Source organism: Candidatus Pantoea formicae, assembly GCF_011752625.1.
Classification (GTDB): domain Bacteria; phylum Pseudomonadota; class Gammaproteobacteria; order Enterobacterales; family Enterobacteriaceae; genus Pantoea; species Pantoea formicae.
In genome coordinates, this window is sequence record NZ_VWXD01000002.1 from 607,217 (window position 1) to 623,592 (window position 16,376).

The 16,376-nt window shown below is 45.6% G+C and carries 12 protein-coding genes, 1 tRNA gene and 4 pseudogenes; 10 read left to right on the forward strand and 7 right to left on the reverse strand.

What is annotated here, in order from left to right; genetic code table 11:
• Window positions 1–240 precede the first annotated feature (240 nt).
• A complete protein-coding gene (locus tag F3J38_RS07525; RefSeq protein ID WP_167136470.1) occupies window positions 241–2,220 on the forward strand; it encodes a DNA cytosine methyltransferase in 1,980 nt (659 codons plus the stop codon).
• Window positions 2,213–3,373 carry a hypothetical protein gene (locus F3J38_RS07530; RefSeq protein ID WP_167136472.1) on the forward strand — a complete coding sequence of 387 codons (1,161 nt, stop codon included), beginning with the start codon at window positions 2,213–2,215 and terminating at the stop codon, window positions 3,371–3,373. The genes F3J38_RS07525 and F3J38_RS07530 overlap by 8 nt, the downstream gene beginning before the upstream one ends.
• Window positions 3,374–3,837: 464 nt before the next feature.
• On the opposite strand, the gene F3J38_RS07535 is transcribed toward F3J38_RS07530, so the two are convergent.
• From F3J38_RS07535 to F3J38_RS07550, 4 genes and pseudogenes are all read right to left on the reverse strand, one after another.
• Complete coding sequence (locus F3J38_RS07535) at window positions 3,838–5,559, reverse strand: ATP-binding protein (protein ID WP_167136474.1); 1,722 nt, start codon at window positions 5,557–5,559, stop codon at window positions 3,838–3,840.
• Window positions 5,559–6,863 (reverse strand): SIR2 family protein, encoded by a 1,305-nt coding sequence (locus tag F3J38_RS07540; RefSeq protein WP_167136476.1) that lies wholly within the window; start codon window positions 6,861–6,863, stop codon window positions 5,559–5,561. Before F3J38_RS07540 ends, F3J38_RS07535 begins: the two co-directional genes overlap by 1 nt.
• 163 nt (window positions 6,864–7,026) lie before the next feature.
• A pseudogene (locus F3J38_RS07545) lies at window positions 7,027–7,350 on the reverse strand (helix-turn-helix domain-containing protein).
• A 49-nt stretch (window positions 7,351–7,399) separates the two neighbouring features.
• Window positions 7,400–7,693, reverse strand: a pseudogene (locus F3J38_RS07550) (type II toxin-antitoxin system RelE/ParE family toxin); the annotation flags it as partial.
• Between the two features lie 794 nt (window positions 7,694–8,487).
• On the opposite strand from F3J38_RS07550, the pseudogene F3J38_RS28450 reads away from it, so the two are divergent.
• Window positions 8,488–8,844 (forward strand): annotated as a pseudogene (locus F3J38_RS28450) (integrase); the annotation flags it as partial.
• A gap of 74 nt (window positions 8,845–8,918) precedes the next feature.
• Window positions 8,919–9,654 (forward strand): annotated as a pseudogene (locus F3J38_RS28455) (site-specific integrase); the annotation flags it as partial.
• 15 nt (window positions 9,655–9,669) lie between these two features.
• On the opposite strand, the gene F3J38_RS07560 reads toward F3J38_RS28455, so the two are convergent.
• Window positions 9,670–9,746, reverse strand: a tRNA-Arg gene (locus tag F3J38_RS07560).
• Window positions 9,747–9,908: 162 nt separating this feature from the next.
• The gene (locus F3J38_RS07565; RefSeq protein WP_084935499.1) at window positions 9,909–10,412 is read right to left on the reverse strand and encodes a DUF1198 family protein; all 504 of its coding nucleotides are present in this window, start codon (window positions 10,410–10,412) and stop codon (window positions 9,909–9,911) included.
• A 176-nt stretch (window positions 10,413–10,588) separates the two neighbouring features.
• Here F3J38_RS07565 and folD point away from each other — a divergent pair, with 176 nt between their 5' ends.
• Window positions 10,589–11,455, forward strand: a complete 867-nt coding sequence (gene folD, locus F3J38_RS07570) for a bifunctional methylenetetrahydrofolate dehydrogenase/methenyltetrahydrofolate cyclohydrolase FolD (RefSeq protein ID WP_167136478.1) — start codon at window positions 10,589–10,591, stop codon at window positions 11,453–11,455.
• Window positions 11,455–11,667: a ribosome-associated protein YbcJ gene (gene ybcJ / locus F3J38_RS07575; RefSeq protein ID WP_167136479.1), complete on the forward strand. Its 213-nt coding sequence runs from the start codon at window positions 11,455–11,457 to the stop codon at window positions 11,665–11,667. The genes folD and ybcJ overlap by 1 nt, the downstream gene beginning before the upstream one ends.
• A gap of 134 nt (window positions 11,668–11,801) precedes the next feature.
• Here the strand turns inward: ybcJ and cysS are convergent, their stop codons facing one another.
• The gene (gene cysS, locus F3J38_RS07580; RefSeq protein WP_167136481.1) at window positions 11,802–13,187 is read right to left on the reverse strand and encodes a cysteine--tRNA ligase; all 1,386 of its coding nucleotides are present in this window, start codon (window positions 13,185–13,187) and stop codon (window positions 11,802–11,804) included.
• 218 nt (window positions 13,188–13,405) lie between these two features.
• Between cysS and ppiB the strand changes: the two genes are divergently transcribed.
• From ppiB to purK, 4 genes are all read left to right on the forward strand, one after another.
• Window positions 13,406–13,900: a peptidylprolyl isomerase B gene (gene ppiB, locus F3J38_RS07585; RefSeq protein ID WP_034828227.1), complete on the forward strand. Its 495-nt coding sequence runs from the start codon at window positions 13,406–13,408 to the stop codon at window positions 13,898–13,900.
• On the forward strand, window positions 13,900–14,616 hold the full coding sequence (lpxH, locus tag F3J38_RS07590) for a UDP-2,3-diacylglucosamine diphosphatase (RefSeq protein WP_167136483.1): 717 nt from the start codon (window positions 13,900–13,902) through the stop codon (window positions 14,614–14,616). The genes ppiB and lpxH overlap by 1 nt, the downstream gene beginning before the upstream one ends.
• A gap of 177 nt (window positions 14,617–14,793) precedes the next feature.
• The gene (gene purE, locus F3J38_RS07595; protein ID WP_167136485.1) at window positions 14,794–15,303 is read left to right on the forward strand and encodes a 5-(carboxyamino)imidazole ribonucleotide mutase; all 510 of its coding nucleotides are present in this window, start codon (window positions 14,794–14,796) and stop codon (window positions 15,301–15,303) included.
• A complete protein-coding gene (gene purK, locus F3J38_RS07600; RefSeq protein WP_167136487.1) occupies window positions 15,300–16,364 on the forward strand; it encodes a 5-(carboxyamino)imidazole ribonucleotide synthase in 1,065 nt (354 codons plus the stop codon). The genes purE and purK overlap by 4 nt, the downstream gene beginning before the upstream one ends.
• Window positions 16,365–16,376 lie beyond the last annotated feature (12 nt).

The window sequence follows — 16,376 nt, forward strand, 5'->3', positions numbered from 1 at the left end:
CTTTATATGCAAGACCCCTTCTATTTTATAGATAAATCATCGTCACCTTCCCTCAAATAAAAAGGTATTATTGCAAGCTATAAATATAAATGATGAATATTTACCTAAACCTTACATCCTTTAATTAAATCCGTATGAACTTGACATAAGAAAGTTTAGTTTTGAGATTAAATAATTACCATCACATGATATTTTTTATTGAAACATCACCCAAATAACTGTATACTTACACAGTTATGCATGAGTGCATCTCACGCTATTGTTTTGATTTATCACTTTGTAGAGAAATATATGAATAGTTCTGTTAAAAACATCATTAACAAAAATAGATTAACGGATAGCATGCCCTCTATGAATGATTATGCAGAGCTACCATACTCAGCGAATACAGCATCGAGATTATCTGTTGGAAAAGGTGTAAAGGTTCTTAGTTTTTTTACTGGCGCTGGCGGGCTAGATCTTGGCTTTGATTTTGCTGGTTTTGACGTCGTTTATGCAACTGATATTGAGGAAGACTGCTGTAAATCATTAGAAATGAATAAAGGTTATTTGATCTCTGAAAAAACTTTAATTCAGAAGAAAGATATTAGGGAATTGAACCCTAAAACCCTCCCCAAAGACGTTGACTTAATAATCGGCGGTCCCCCGTGCCAGTCTTTTTCTGCTTCAGGTAGGAGAGCAGGTGGGGCTGCTGGACGATTAGATGATCGTGGCACCTTGTTTGAAACATATTGTAGAATAGTTGAGCACGTTCAACCAAAGGCATTTCTTTTTGAGAATGTAAGAGGTATTTTAGGCACTAATAAGGGGGAGGACTGGGAAATAATCGTCAATTCTTTCAAGGATTTAGGTTATAAAATCAACTACAGAATTCTAGATGCTCTTGACTATGGTGCTCCTCAACAAAGAGAGAGGATGATTATGGTCGGCCACAAAATGGATGACGATTTTTTGTTCCCGTTCCCGCTTTTTGGGCCTGACTCAATTGAACAAAAACCACACTTTACACCTAAAGGTGTTTTTTCCAGCATACAAAATGATGACGAAAACAAAGCCTTACTTGAACTTACATCAGGAAAGTATTCTCATCTTTTACCATTAGTTCCTCCCGGTGAAAACTATCTATATTTCACTGAAAAAAGAGGTTATCCAGAGCCTATTTTTGCCTATCGCTCAAGATTCTCTGATTTTCTATATAAAGCTTCACCCAATACTCCAATTAAGACTCTAATTGCAAGCCCGGGTAAATATACTGGTCCCTTCCATTGGGAAAATAGAAGATTTACTATTCGTGAGTATATGCGTCTGCAAGGTTTTCCTGATGCATACAAATTCTTTGGAACTCGTGATTCTGTAATAAAACAAATTGGTAACTCAGTAAGTCCAAAACTTAGTTTTCAATTGGCGTTAAGTATCGCCAATCAAATATTTAAAAAAAATGTTCACATCAACTTAATGCCTAATGACTATACACTTAGTTTTGATAAGCGCAAAGGCAAAAAAGCAGCACAAACAAAGATCATGCATAATTTAGTTCTCGTAAATAAGAACAACGCCGCACCAAGATTTAAAGAACTTGATTATTCCTGCCATATTTCTCCTAATATGGTTCCTGCAAATTATAACAACGTCAAAGTTAGCACTATTGGCAACATTGTTAACATTTCTGTAAAAGCTGATAATTCCAGAAAGATATTCGCAAAAGTTACAATAGCTATTTATAAAGATGAAATAGTTAAAGTTGATGATAAAAGTGATTACGAAGCATTAATTAATGTGGTCTGCTATGGTGTTTCAGATCACTCGATGCAGACAATGTGGAATGCTGTTGACGATTGGGTCATCAAATCCAGCAAATATCATTCACTCTTCGAGCTTTACGGGCATTTCACAGAGCCTCATCCAATATTTGATATAATTGACTTCGACTTAAGAGCAAAAAATCCTGTGGGGCGGTTTGCCAAATATATTTCTAGTTTTGATAATTGTTCGAAACATATTTCTCGGGAACATTTAACAAAACTTTTTAGCGCTGAATTTGGTGAAAAAAGTTTTCTTGCCCTTGTAAAAAAATTGAGATCTTATCGTTTTGATATTCGTTGCAAAGAAACAAATATAGCTATGCCTAAAGATGTATATATGGTTTCATATCCTTTTACACTCCCATTTAACAAACAAATGAACTTTACGGTCAGGGAAGAGGATTTTAGTAATGAATAAAAAAACCAATGAAGTTTCTGACGTTCTTTCCAGTCAGATTATTGGAGCCTTAGATAGAGCATTAAATAATGCCCTAACTCTCTTCAATGATGATTCGGAGCCAAGTCCTAATATATCACTAATTCTAAAAAAATCCCTGATTGAGTTATCAGGATTATCCCAGAAAGCGTCAACTGGATTTACTAATATAGTAACTTGCCTTTCAATCAAAGCAGCAAGAAACAATGTCGATATTCGCTATCATCAAGTTCAAATCCAGAATCAGACAGATCGTCCGGCCGGATTTAATTTCAGAGGTGTGAGTGAGAAAGTAGTTTATCCATGGCTAACTACTAATACTTTCGAAGGTGCAAAATCAGGGTGGCAAACAAGAACATTCGAAAGACCAAAACCATACATGATGGATTATGATGAAAATATTGGTGACATCAAGACCGCATTTTTGAGTGTCTTTGATGAAATAGAATGTAATGATCAATCTGCTGATGAAGCGCTATCTTATCTTATTTATTTACAAGTAAAATTACGAGAATCTAAAAAAATTGTTTTATCAGTCCCAAGAACGGAAGATATATTGTTAATTGTTTCATTGTTCAAAAAACACTTTTTCTATAAGTATAAGGCATCTAAGGGAGCATCAAGATTACCTGTGTTAGCACTTTATGCTATATATGAAGTACTTGTAGAACAAATGACAAGATATAGCGGTATGGAACTTAAACCACTTGAAGAGCATTCTGCTGCTGATTCACAAACGGGTGCAGTTGGTGATATAGAGATTATCAAGACTTCAACTAAAGAAGTATTTGAAGCGATCGAGGTCAAACATGACATACAAATTGATGAAGTTATTATACAAGATGTTGTGAAGAAGGTTAGAGATAAACATCTAGATCGATATTACGTTTTAACGACAAGTAACAAATGTGACCCAGATGAACTAATCAACAAAAAAATAGCAACAATAAAACAACTTTACAACTGCCAAGTTATTGCAAACGGAGTAATGCCATCAATAAAATATTACCTTCGCTTGATTACCGATCCAACTTTAGTCTTACCTAAATATGTTTATTTGCTAGAAAAAGATAAAGCTATCAAGCATGAACATCGTGAAGTTTGGAATAAAATAACAACGACGGACAGTATATAAATAAATTTGGCAGGTAGATGCCATTTTCCTGCCATCTATTAATAAACATCTTACTTTTCGCATGAAAATTACATGAATGAAATTGCAAAAGAAAATTATTTGAGTTATTAGTAGGATATATACATTTAATAATCTAAATTAAAAATCACACCTTGTAATATTTTCTTTACCCCCATAAAAATTTTTTCATTTACTTATATATGAATAGCCGTTTACAGTCCCGTGAAGTGATTAGCGCTCCAAATACTAGGAAAATATTCCCCTATATGGGTGGTGCATTAACTGTTATACCATCGTTTGCTGGTAGATGTTGATATGCACAGGAGATTTTGAAAGACTTGATTGGTGCGAAGGCCGGACTCGCCATTATCATATATGTACTAATTTTTATAAATTAATTTTAATTAAAAATACAATAGACCACCAATCTGCCCCTCAAAATACCTCGCACCATATGAATTTTATTAATTTTTTCTCCAAATATCTTGAAAACTAGGAGAATCAGATTTTGGAGGATATAGCGGTTTTCCTATCTGTATTGTCATAGGGATAGGAAAATCGACGCCAACAAGAGCAATTTCTCCCTGCTTTAAACTGGGTAAAAATGCTGCCGCCGCTCTGTCAATTTCTCCACAGGCTCTTTCAACAACCTCTCTATCTCTATCATTAGTTAATCGATGAACGAGAAGCGTTCCAATTTGACTTAAAACCCCTTCAGTAATATCTCTTGGCCTCTGCGTTGTAAGACATATATTCAGACCATATTTTCTACCTTCTTTAGCAATCATTTCGAATGCGTCTAATTTTACCGAGTGATCCTCTGAGCCAACTCTTTTACCTAAAAAATTATGGGCTTCATCAACGATAACTAATAATGGCTGCTTTCGAAAGGATTCAGATCTAGCTAATATAAGCAACTTTCTTCCTATAACATTAGCTAATATCTCACGGGCATAAAACTCATAACTAACATCACTAAGACAAAGACGTAAAACTCTTTTATCTCCATTTAAAAAATCTTCAAAAACCTCACCAAGACTACTAAGAGTTTCATCCCCATGAAAAACTGAATTTAAAGAAGGTGAGTAAATTACAGCCTGAATTCTAGTCAGAAGTGATGAGCAATAGCCAAGATCATTATTAGCAGCCCCCCACGAATCTTGATTGTCCCAACAACATTCTTGAATTATTTGTGGTATTATTTTTGTCACATCAAATGGTTGAGACGGATTATCAACCAACTTGGAGTTACCACTAGTATTTAATGCCCTTCGGTAATCTGTCTTAAGTTGATTTATTTTAACTAAAACCCCATTAGTTGCTATCCTTGGATAAAGTGTAACTAGACGTAAACTTTTAATGGCTTCTTTTAATTTTGGTCCCTGAACCTTACCTGAAGGATCAAACATTGCGATAAAATCTGACTCAACAAAATCAGTTGGAGGGATCCGAAATTCGATAGAATTACTATGATAATTTAAGGGGTTACCAATATGATAATGAATGACATTATCTGAATCAAAAGATCTATATTCACTTGTAGCATCTATGATAACTATTTTTGAACCTTTATAATTTGAACATTCTTCTATTATCTTGGAAGTTGTCCAACTTTTACCACCTCCAGTTGCCCCTAAGATAGCACAATGCCTACCAAATAACTTCTCGGGAGTAACTCGAACAAAACTATCTATCCCGCCAGAAATCACACCTAAATTAATAGAAACATTATTATCATCTGCTTCATTAATTCCTTTATTTATTAGCTCAGGAATTAGTGAAATAAACTCTAATGGTGCAGAAAAAACTCTATCCCCGAGTCTAGGGAATGATTTGATACCAGACTCTACTTTCAGGTCTGATATATCAATAGAACCAAGTAGTTGTATGTAGCCTATTGCATCAATATTATCTTTCCCTGTTGAACGTTCAGAAACCTCATTACGATCTCTTTCAGGTAGTTTCACTTCAATCATCCGTCCTAAAATGATTGACTGCTGACCTTCAATTAATAATATTTCACCAACCTCACCTTTACCATATCTGTTTCCATGAATATAACTTCCACTCACACTTCCTGCATGAGTCAGATTTACTCTGACCGCCTGAGCAGAAACCGAAGATATAATGCCAACCTTTAGATTACTACGTAGTATTCCTGTAGAAATGAAATTTTGATTATCCACTATCGTTCTACCCCTGCTTGCTTTATTGCTTTTGCTAACTGGTCAGCGGGCGTCAATGCTTTTAAGTCAGGTATCAAGCGAACAAAATCCTTAAATGAGGCATTTACGAAAAATATATCATACCCATTCAATGCTAATTCTGAAAAGAGTTTCCAGTATTTACTTGAGCCATTCTTCCCATCATTCTCAATGTGTGTGGCGCATTTAAAATCAGCAACAATTAATCTTAGGCTAGGATTTGATTTTATAGCTGAGTAAATAGGCTCTGAAAGATGGTCATCATTAAACCCAAAACCAGAAATCACAAAGCAACTATTTTTGACCCTTAATGAGTCAAAGAATCTTGACAATAACTCTAGGTGGGGCTGTATAAATGCTTGCTGATACTTTCCTTTTGCAGGATAAATTAAACATGCAGAACTTGCTGATGGATCATTATTCTCATATATTCCACCATCACTTCTCGACCAACTAACTGAACCATGTAGTTTATATAACTGAAAAACACCCTCTATAAATTCGTGCTCATTTTCATCCCTCTTTATAACATCATAATTAAAATATTTACCATCGAACTTTCTTTTCCCTGTATATGAAAACCCATCAATCACCATCATACCAAGATCAGATGCAGATGTTTCAAAAGTCATATCATAATTTGTAGTAAAGACTTTTAATCGAGGGTCTCTTACTCGGCGCCTCGCCATTTTCTGCAATAACATCATATATGATGATAAATTACTTTTTCTTGAAATTATGAATTTTTGACATTGATCTAATATTATAGATTTAACTTCAGTTAAAAAATCAGACACTGCTTTATCGTTATGAAACGATAAATAAGCATCACATTGTGATAAGAAATGTTCGATATTAGGATATTCTTTTTCAGAATATTTTACTTTATCACATATTTTAGAAGCCGTTTCTTTCAAGCAGCCATAATCAACATCATCTTTTTTTGCTGATGGGTTCTTCCACATAGCTTGAACCCACAGATCCCACATGCTTGGACCACCTACCTCCCCTAAAGAAGTACCACTACCGGCAAAGAATGATAAATTTGGTAACTGGAGAGAGCGAAGCAGAATATCTTTAAAATAATTTCGGTTATCTCTAATAATGTCCTTATCTGAATCCGTTAGTGGCGCTGGAGGTATAACGTCATCATTATCATCAATCAAGTCTAAGCCAATATCAATTTTCTGATCTCGCCAAAAAATGAATGAGTTATCATCTAACGGCAGCCATTTCTTGTTTCCTGGCTTCATGAAAGAGATATATCCATCAGGATTGGTCTCCATCTACTACCCCTTGAATGTATGTGATTTTTCCGGAATTACTTCACAAAATTAACTGGAGGAAATCAACAAAAATACCCTCAATTAATATACTCAAATATGAATATATATTCTCATTAAAAAATAAATTTAATTACCACATTATATATGACCTTTTTTTTACAGATTATACCAACACCTTCAACCCATGCTTCTGCACCACGGTAAGCAGTTTCAGCGATAATCCACTTGGACGCTTAACACCGCTTTCCCATTTCTGCACCGTTGACACACTGGTGTTGAGGTAGCTGGCAAAAACCGGCTAACTAACGTTCAGCTTCTCGCGCAATGCCTTAATCTCAACAGGTTGCAGATCGTCCACGTTATTAAGGCACGCATTATCAAAATTGCGCATCGTTTCCTGTGGGATGGCATCAACGCTGAATAATCCTGCAGCCGCGCTGTGGATGGCCTCAAATGCAGGACTCTTGAATTTACTTTTTGCAGTCATGCCAAATATCCACCAGTTCTTTACTCTTAATCAATGCCGTAATCTTTTAATCAGCAAGGGCAGCGTAGTGCTTTGCTAAATCGCGAAATCCGGCCAGTTCGCGATTATCAATGTTTGCCATATCCTGTTTGGCATAAAGAAATGTGTAAAACCAGTGTTCCCCACCTTTCGCCAGAATAATGGCGCGGTCGCGATTCTGGTTCAGCCGTTTCTTGTAAACTCCCCCGCCGAGGTCGTCAGCCTTCACCTGCACTACCGCCTCAATAGCCTCGCATAACTCACTAACTTTAATTGCGTGCGATTTAGCCGCCTTGCTGAACCATTTGGTTTTGAATACGCGCATCAGGCTGACATCCTGTTACCTTAACTATAGCACCTAGTGATAGGCTACTCCCTTTTCTCACTGATGCAAAAAGCTTAAAACCAGCATAATTTTGCCGTATTTTTAACCATGTATATCTGCTGTCAACGGACAGCCACCAATGTTTCCAGTATCAGGATGATACGAATGGTCAGTGAGAAACGCTTTCGGGTGGTCACAAGCCAAAGTCATAAGGAATGGAGTGTGGTCTGAGACTGACGCCTTCGGGCGACCACCAAGAAAGTTGTCGTAACCTGAAAGACAACGCTGGACGCGGTAAACCTGCTCACCTTTGAAAGGGGTATCGTCAACAAAAACGCATCTATAACGTGACGATGAAGGTTCCTTAAACTTAAGAGACGGCTAATAACGAGCGTTTCCTCGCCGATCGGCATTATGTAAAGAATGCTGTATTCGGTCTTCTCCTCAGTTAATATGCTGCTGCAAGCAAGGCTACAGCTTTTGCCTGCGATAACAGCAATATCATCACCCCCTTAACGACAGGCACATCCCATACTGAAGGGTTATCTGTACCCCAATTCTGGCACGTATTAAACGCCGTTGGTTGCGCTTTGCTATGCCGTCAGACATCTGCATGCGCTTGCCCCGCTGCGCGTTAATACGTCGCGTCACTTTTTGCGTGTTAACGCATGAAAGTGACGCCACAGCACAAAGCTGCTTCAACCGTTTAGGCAAACAATCTCACTTAACGACTCATTAATCTGACACACCAGTTCGGATGCCGAACTGTTCACTTTTACAGGAGATTTGAACCGATACCGAGGCAGGCCAATGGCCTTAGGGGATACGGGAGCTACACGTCACCAGGCGGCAAGCGCATTAAAGAATCTCTTGGCACAGAGAACAGAATGCAAGCGCAGGAGCTCCACGACCTCCTAAAGGCTGAGTTGTGGCGAATAGAGCGTCTCGGGGATTTTCCTGATGTGACGTTTGAAGACGCCTGTATGCGCTGCTTTGAAGAGAAGGCACACAAGAAGTCTATCGATTCAGACAAGGGCCAGGCCGGATCGGATTCTCGCTCATGCATTTTGAAGGGGTTTTGCTGAAGGACATCAGCGAGGCGAAGATTTATGCGGCCGTCAGTAAAATGAACAACCGTAAATCAGAGGAACGCTGGAATCAGCGGGCGGCCACGATGGCGAAGAAGGCGATGGACCTTGGAGCCTATAAGCCGGTGGCGGTATCCCCTTCGACCAAGGCCAAGCACCTTGCACTGATGAAGGCGCTGATGCGCGCGGCAGAGCGTGACTGGAAGTGGATCGAGAAGTCGCCGGTCATTAAAGTGCCACAGAAAAGAAATAAGCGGGTGCATTGGCTCGAACCGCTGAAGCTCAGCGACTGATTGATGAATGCCCCGAACCCCTTGAGTCTAACGTAGAGTTTGCGCTGGCAACAGGCCTGAGCCGCTCTAACATCGTTGACCTGAAATGGCAGCAAATAGACCTTCAGAGGAGGGTGGTATGGATCTACCCTAAGACAGCAAGTCAGGCAGACCAATTGGCGTTGCCCTGAATGGCACAGCCGAGACCGTTCTGCGCAAACAGATTGGGCGGCATCACAACTGGATATTTGTTTACACCGAATCAGCGAAGAGAAGTGACGGAACCACAACGGCGACCGTGAGTAAAACGCGGGTGGATTACAATACTGCATGGCGGGCAGCACTTAAACGGGCGGGCATTGAGGATTTCCGGTTCCACGACCTTAGGCACACATGGGCGAGCTGGCTTATTCAAGCCGGAGTGCCGTTGTCGGCATTACAGGAAATGGGCGGCCAGGAAAGTATCGAAATGGTGCAACGGTATGCTCACTTGGCACCGAACCATCTGACGGAACATACGAGGCAAATTGATGCGATTTTTGGTAGTCGTGTCCCAAATCTGTCCCACGGGAAAAATTTGAAAGCGGAGGGGGAGAGGTAACTCACTGATTTGGCTTGGCACGCCCTACAGGATTCGAACCTGTGACCTACGGCTTAGAAGGCCGGTGCTCTATCCAGCTGAGCTAAGGGCGCATAGTGGTTGCGTCGGATTATACGTTTGCACGCTCTGCCGTCAACGTTTTTGCCGTCCTGCGGCTCCAGAGTGTTGAATCATTGAGCAATCCGTCCTTAATCTCGAACAGAACTACCTAATCTCAAGCCTCCCGCTCTTACCCCCCAACACTCCCCCTACCCTCAATGCCGCTTGCGCCACTCGCTCATCGACACCAGGTTGCTCACCTCGCCAGACTCCCCTTCCAGCTCGATCCCCTGCTGCGTAAACCGCGCATTATACTGCTCACGCAACGCATGCAGCTCCGCACTCTCCGGCTCCAGCTGTCGCAAAAAACCTAACGCTAACAACAGCTGCTGTCGCGAAATCAATCCTGAAAACCCAGCTTTGGTCAAAATCCCGTGCCAGCGCACCGCGTTTGCGTCACCGCCATCGACAATCAGCACCTGCCAAATCAGTAGCACCGCCGCGCCGTTGCCCAGATGGGTTTCGTTATCCCCTGAGATGTAGTCAGTGAACTCTTTGGCCGCGTCTTTGCCCATCAATGAAAGCATGGATTCAACATGCACGGGCGGCAGTTGCAGCCTTTTACTCAGCCCTTGCGCGGCGTGGCGTGAACCCGCCGTCAGCAGTTGAAATCCTACAACAAACACCACTACCAGCGTGGCGAGCATTAACCAAATCATCACGGCATCCACATAATTTCCTGAGGGACATAATACGCGCTAAGGCAGGCTCGCGTCACTGCGGAAAGTCGTGAAACGCACTGGCGAAATGAATCTCTACCTGACAGCCGGACGCGCTTCTGACAGAATAGGCGCCAATCCCCGATTTAACTTTCTACAGATGGATTTCCTCTCTGATGGCAGCAAAAATTATTGACGGTAAAACGATTGCGCAGCAGGTGCGCCTTGAGGTTGCCGAAAAAGTACAGCAGCGTCTGGCAGCCGGTAAACGTGCACCAGGTTTGGCAGTCGTGCTGGTGGGGGAAAACCCCGCTTCGCAGATCTATGTCGCTAGCAAGCGTCGCGCCTGTGATGAGGTGGGCTTTATCTCCCGCTCCTACGATCTGCCAGCCACCACCAGCGAAGCCGAACTGCTGGAACTGATCGATGCGCTGAACAATGACAGCGAAATCGACGGCATCCTGGTTCAGCTACCGCTGCCAGCTGGTATTGATAATGTCAAAGTGCTGGAACGCATCGTGCCAGACAAAGATGTCGATGGCTTCCATCCGTACAACATTGGTCGTCTGTGCCAACGCGCACCGAAGCTGCGTCCTTGTACCCCGCGCGGCATCGTGACGCTGCTGGAACGCTATAACATCGATACCTATGGCCTGAACGCCGTGGTGGTTGGCGCATCCAATATCGTCGGCCGTCCGATGAGCATGGAACTGCTGCTGGCGGGTTGCACCACCACCGTCACCCATCGTTTCACCAAAGATCTGCGTCACCACGTTGAGCATGCCGATCTGCTGGTGGTGGCGGTCGGTAAGCCGGGCTTTATTCCCGGTGACTGGATCAAGCCAGGCGCAGTGGTGATTGATGTCGGTATTAACCGTCTGGAAAGCGGCAAAGTGGTCGGCGATGTGGATTTTGCGTCAGCTTCTGAGCGTGCGTCTTACATCACTCCGGTTCCCGGTGGCGTCGGTCCAATGACCGTGGCAACCCTGATTCAAAATACATTAGTGGCGTGTGAAGAGTATCACGACGTCGAGGAGGCATAATGGCCAGTTTTTCATTGGGCGAACATGCCCACGTTGATTTGTGTGACCTGCTGAAACTCGAAGGTTGGGTAGAGAGCGGTGCGCAGGCGAAAGCGGTGATCGCGGAAGGTGAAGTACGCGTTGATGGCGCAGTTGAAACGCGTAAGCGCTGCAAAATTGTTGCAGGCCAGAAAGTTGAGTTCGCCGGTTATAAAATCACCGTCGTAGCCTAAACGTTCAGGCAAATAAAAAAGGGGCGAACTGTGGTTCGCCCCTTTTGCTATTCTGCGGCCGGTGAATCCAGGTACGCATAAATGCGTACCCTACAATTTTCGGCCTGGGTGCCGATGAAAGCACACCCAAAGCATTACTTACGACGCCAGCTCGACCCCTGCGGACCATCTTCCACAATCACGCCCAGCTCATTCAGCTTGTCACGCGCAACATCCGCCTGTGCCCAATCTTTTGCAGCACGCGCGTCGGAACGGGCTTTGACCCAATGCTCGATTTCCGCCACTTCATCATCGTTGACCTGCGCACTGCTTTGCAGGAACTGTTCTGGGTCCTGCTGCAGGATGCCCAACACATCCGCCAACTGACGCAGTTTCGCTGCCAGCGCATCGGACGCTGTTTTGTCTTCCGTTTTCAGGCGATTCACTTCACGCGCCATGTCGAAGAAGACCGAATAGGCCTCTGGCGTGTTGAAATCGTCATCCATCGCCGCACGGAAGCGCGCTTCAAACTCTTCACCGCCCGCTGCAGTGGCATTGGCATCGGTGTGACGCAGTGCGGTGTAGAGACGCTCCAGCGCCGCACGTGCCTGGTTGAGGTTGTCTTCGCCGTAGTTGAGCTGGCTGCGATAGTGGCCCGACATCAGGAAGTAACGCACGGTTTCCGCATCGTAATGCGCCAGCACGTCGCGCACGGTGAAGAAGTTGCCGAGTGATTTCGACATCTTCTCGCGATCGATCATCACCATGCCGGAGTGCATCCAGTAGTTGACGTACTGGCCGTCGTGCGCACAGGTAGACTGCGCCACTTCGTTTTCATGGTGCGGGAACATCAGATCCGAACCGCCGCCGTGGATGTCGAAGTGGGTGCCCAACTGCTTGCAGTTCATCGCAGAGCACTCAATGTGCCAGCCCGGACGACCATTGCCCCACGGCGAATTCCATGCTGGCTCATCGGCTTTGGACATCTTCCACAGCACGAAGTCCATCGGGTTGCGTTTGATTTCCGAGATTTCGACACGGGCGCCCGCTTGAAGCTGAGTCAGATCCTGGCGCGACAGCACACCGTAGCCTTTGTCACTTAACACATCGAACATCACATCACCGTTGTCGGCAACATAAGCGTGTTTGCGTTCAATCAAACGCTCAACCAGTTCGATGATTTCAGGGATGTGGCGCGTGGCACGCGGTTCCAGATCCGGCGGCAGAATGCCCAGTGCATCAAAGTCTTTGTGCATCTCGGCGATCATACGGTTGGTCAGCGTTTCAATGCTCTCACCGTTTTCGTTCGCACGTTTGATGATCTTGTCATCAATATCGGTGATGTTACGCACGTACTTAAGCTGATAATCCGCATAACGCAGGTAACGCGAAATCACGTCGAATGCGACGAAGGTACGCCCATGGCCGATGTGACAGAGGTCGTAAACCGTAATTCCACAGACATACATGCCGATCTGACCAGCGTGGATCGGTTTAAATTCCTCTTTCTGTCGACTCAGGGTGTTATAGATCTTCAACATTGAACGGTTCCGTTATTTACGTTTGCGGGATACGCCTTTCCAGCGTAGCTGGACATTGTGCCGTATTTTTCTCAGTTGTGCATCGCTCGCTTACCTTCTATAGCTGCCTTACTGACGAGCTATTGGAAATTGTGATATAAGAGGCGTCTACAAAAATGCCCCGCCGCTTCGCAGGCGCGGCAGTTGATACTGACGACACCCGTAACAGGACGAATATAATGGTCACTTTCCAGACGAACCATGGCGACATCGTAATCAAAACCTTCGATGACAAAGCGCCGGCTACCGTGAAAAACTTCCTGGACTACTGCCGTGAAGGTTTCTACGACAACACCATCTTCCACCGTGTTATCAACGGTTTCATGATTCAGGGCGGCGGTTTTGAGCCAGGCATGAAGCAGAAAGACACCAAAGAAGATATCCGTAACGAAGCCAACAACGGTCTGAAGAACACCAAAGGTACGCTGGCAATGGCCCGTACTCAGGCGCCACACTCAGCGACTGCACAGTTCTTCATCAACGTAGCAGACAACGACTTCCTGAACTTCCGTGACGAAAGCCTGCAGGGCTGGGGTTACTGCGTGTTCGCTGAAGTGGTTGAAGGCATGGACGTGGTTGAGAAAATCAAAGCGGTGAAAACTGGCCGCAGCGGCATGCACCAGGACGTTCCGGTTGACGACGTTGTCATCCAGAAAGTGACTGTTAGCGAGTAATGTCGCGCACGCTGTTCATCGCAGATTTGCATCTGTGTACAGAAGAACCGGCAATTACTGCCGGTTTTCTGCATTTTTTGCAGTGTGAAGCGCAGCAGTGTGATGCGCTTTACATCCTCGGCGATCTGTTCGAGGCCTGGATTGGTGATGATGATCCAAATCCGCTGCACCAGCAAATCGCCGCCGCACTGAAAGCACTGCCGGTGCCTAAATTCTTCATTCACGGTAATCGTGACTTCTTGCTTGGCAAACGTTTTGCGCATGAAAGCGGCATGACGCTGTTGCCGGAAGAGCAGGTGTTGACGCTCTACGGGCAGCGCGTGCTGATCATGCACGGCGATACCCTGTGTACCGACGATGAAGGCTATCAACGCTTCCGCGCTAAAGTGCATCAGCGCTGGTTGCAGCGTCTGTTCCTCGCCCTGCCGCTGCGTATACGTATGCGTATTGCCGCGCGAATGCGAGCCGACAGTAAGCAAGCCAATCAACATAAGTCGCTCAGCATTATGGACGTCAATCCGCAAGCCGTTGAAGAAGCGATGACGCGCCAACAGGTGCGTATTCTGATTCACGGGCATACCCATCGTCCGGCGGTACATCAGCTTTCCCTGCAAGGTGAAAGTGCCCAGCGAGTGGTGCTGGGGGCCTGGCATGAACAGGGGTCGATGATTCAGGTTGATGCCGCGGGCGTGCAGCTGATCAAATTTCCGTTTTAATATCGGGCGCGCCTTAGGCTCGCCTTTATCAGTTTGAATCTGCAAATCTTCGCGCAATAGTGGCTGTTTTACTCCTACGCAACCGTTTTCCTTGCTGCCATCTCATGCTATTCTCTGTGCCCTTCTTTACCTGCCCGCCCGGCCAGGTTCGTTCGACTATTCACAGGAGTTGACCACATGTCATCCAACGCCACCCCGGCTCGTATCGCCATCGTCATGGGTTCCAAAAGTGACTGGGCTACCATGCAGTTCGCCGAGGAAATTCTTAACAGCCTGGATGTTCCGTTCCACGTTGAAGTGGTCTCTGCTCACCGTACGCCAGACAAACTGTTCAGCTTTGCCGAAACCGCTGCGGATAACGGTTTCCATGTGATCATCGCCGGTGCAGGCGGTGCTGCGCATCTGCCGGGCATGATCGCGGCGAAAACTCTGGTGCCAGTGCTGGGCGTGCCGGTACAAAGCGCCGCGCTGAGCGGTGTGGATAGCCTTTACTCCATCGTGCAGATGCCGCGCGGTATTCCTGTTGGTACGCTGGCGATTGGTAAAGCCGGTGCGGCAAATGCTGCCCTGCTGGCCGCACAGATTCTGGCGGTGCATGACAAAGAACTGGCGGCGCGTCTTGCCACCTGGCGTCAAACTCAGACCGACGAAGTGCTGAACAACCCAGATCCGCGGGGGGATGCATGAAACCGGTTTGCGTACTCGGTAACGGTCAGTTAGGCCGTATGCTGCGCCAGGCGGGCGAACCCCTGGGCATCGCCGTTCATCCCGTAGGCCTGGATGCAGAACCTTCTGCTCTGCCTATCGCCGAAAGCGTGATCACCGCAGAAATTGAACGCTGGCCGGAAACCGCGCTAACCCGCGAACTGGCGCTGCATCCTGCGTTTGTGAACCGCGATATTTTCCCGCGTCTGGCCGATCGTTTGACGCAAAAACAGCTGCTCGATCAGCTGAATCTGGCGACCGCCCCCTGGCAGCTGCTGGCGGATAAAGCCGAGTGGCCGCAGGTGTTCAGCTCACTGGGTGAACTGGCGATTGTGAAACGTCGCACCGGCGGTTATGACGGTCGCGGTCAATGGCGTTTGCGCGCCAATGAGACCGACTCTCTGCCAGAAGAGTGCTACGGCGAATGTATCGTTGAGCAGGGCATCAACTTCAGCGGTGAAGTGTCGCTGGTGGGTGCGCGCGGTCACGATGGCACCACGGTGTTCTATCCCCTGACCCACAACCTGCATCAAGACGGCATCCTGCGCACCAGCGTGGCGTTCCCGCAGGCCGATGCGGCGCAACAGCAGCAAGCCGAAGCGATGCTTAGCGCCATTATGCATGAGCTGAAATATGTCGGTGTGATGGCGATGGAGTGCTTTGTGACGCCTGAAGGCCTGCTGATCAATGAGCTGGCCCCGCGTGTACACAACAGCGGCCACTGGACGCAGAACGGCGCGTCGATTAGCCAGTTTGAGCTGCATCTGCGCGCCATCCTGGGATTAGCGCTGCCAAAACCGGTGGTGTTTGCGCCGTCAGTGTTGGTCAATCTGATTGGTACCGCAGTGAATGTCGCCTGGCTGCAACAGCCGCTGGTGCATCTGCACTGGTACGATAAGGAAGTGCGTCCGGGCCGTAAGGTTGGGCATTTAAACCTGACCGATAGCGATCAGGCACGCCTCGCGGCGGCGCTGAACGCCTTGGTACCGCTGCTGCCAGAAGAGTACGCCAGCGGAATTGCCTGGGCGGTTGAGAAACTGTAATCGAAAGGCCGC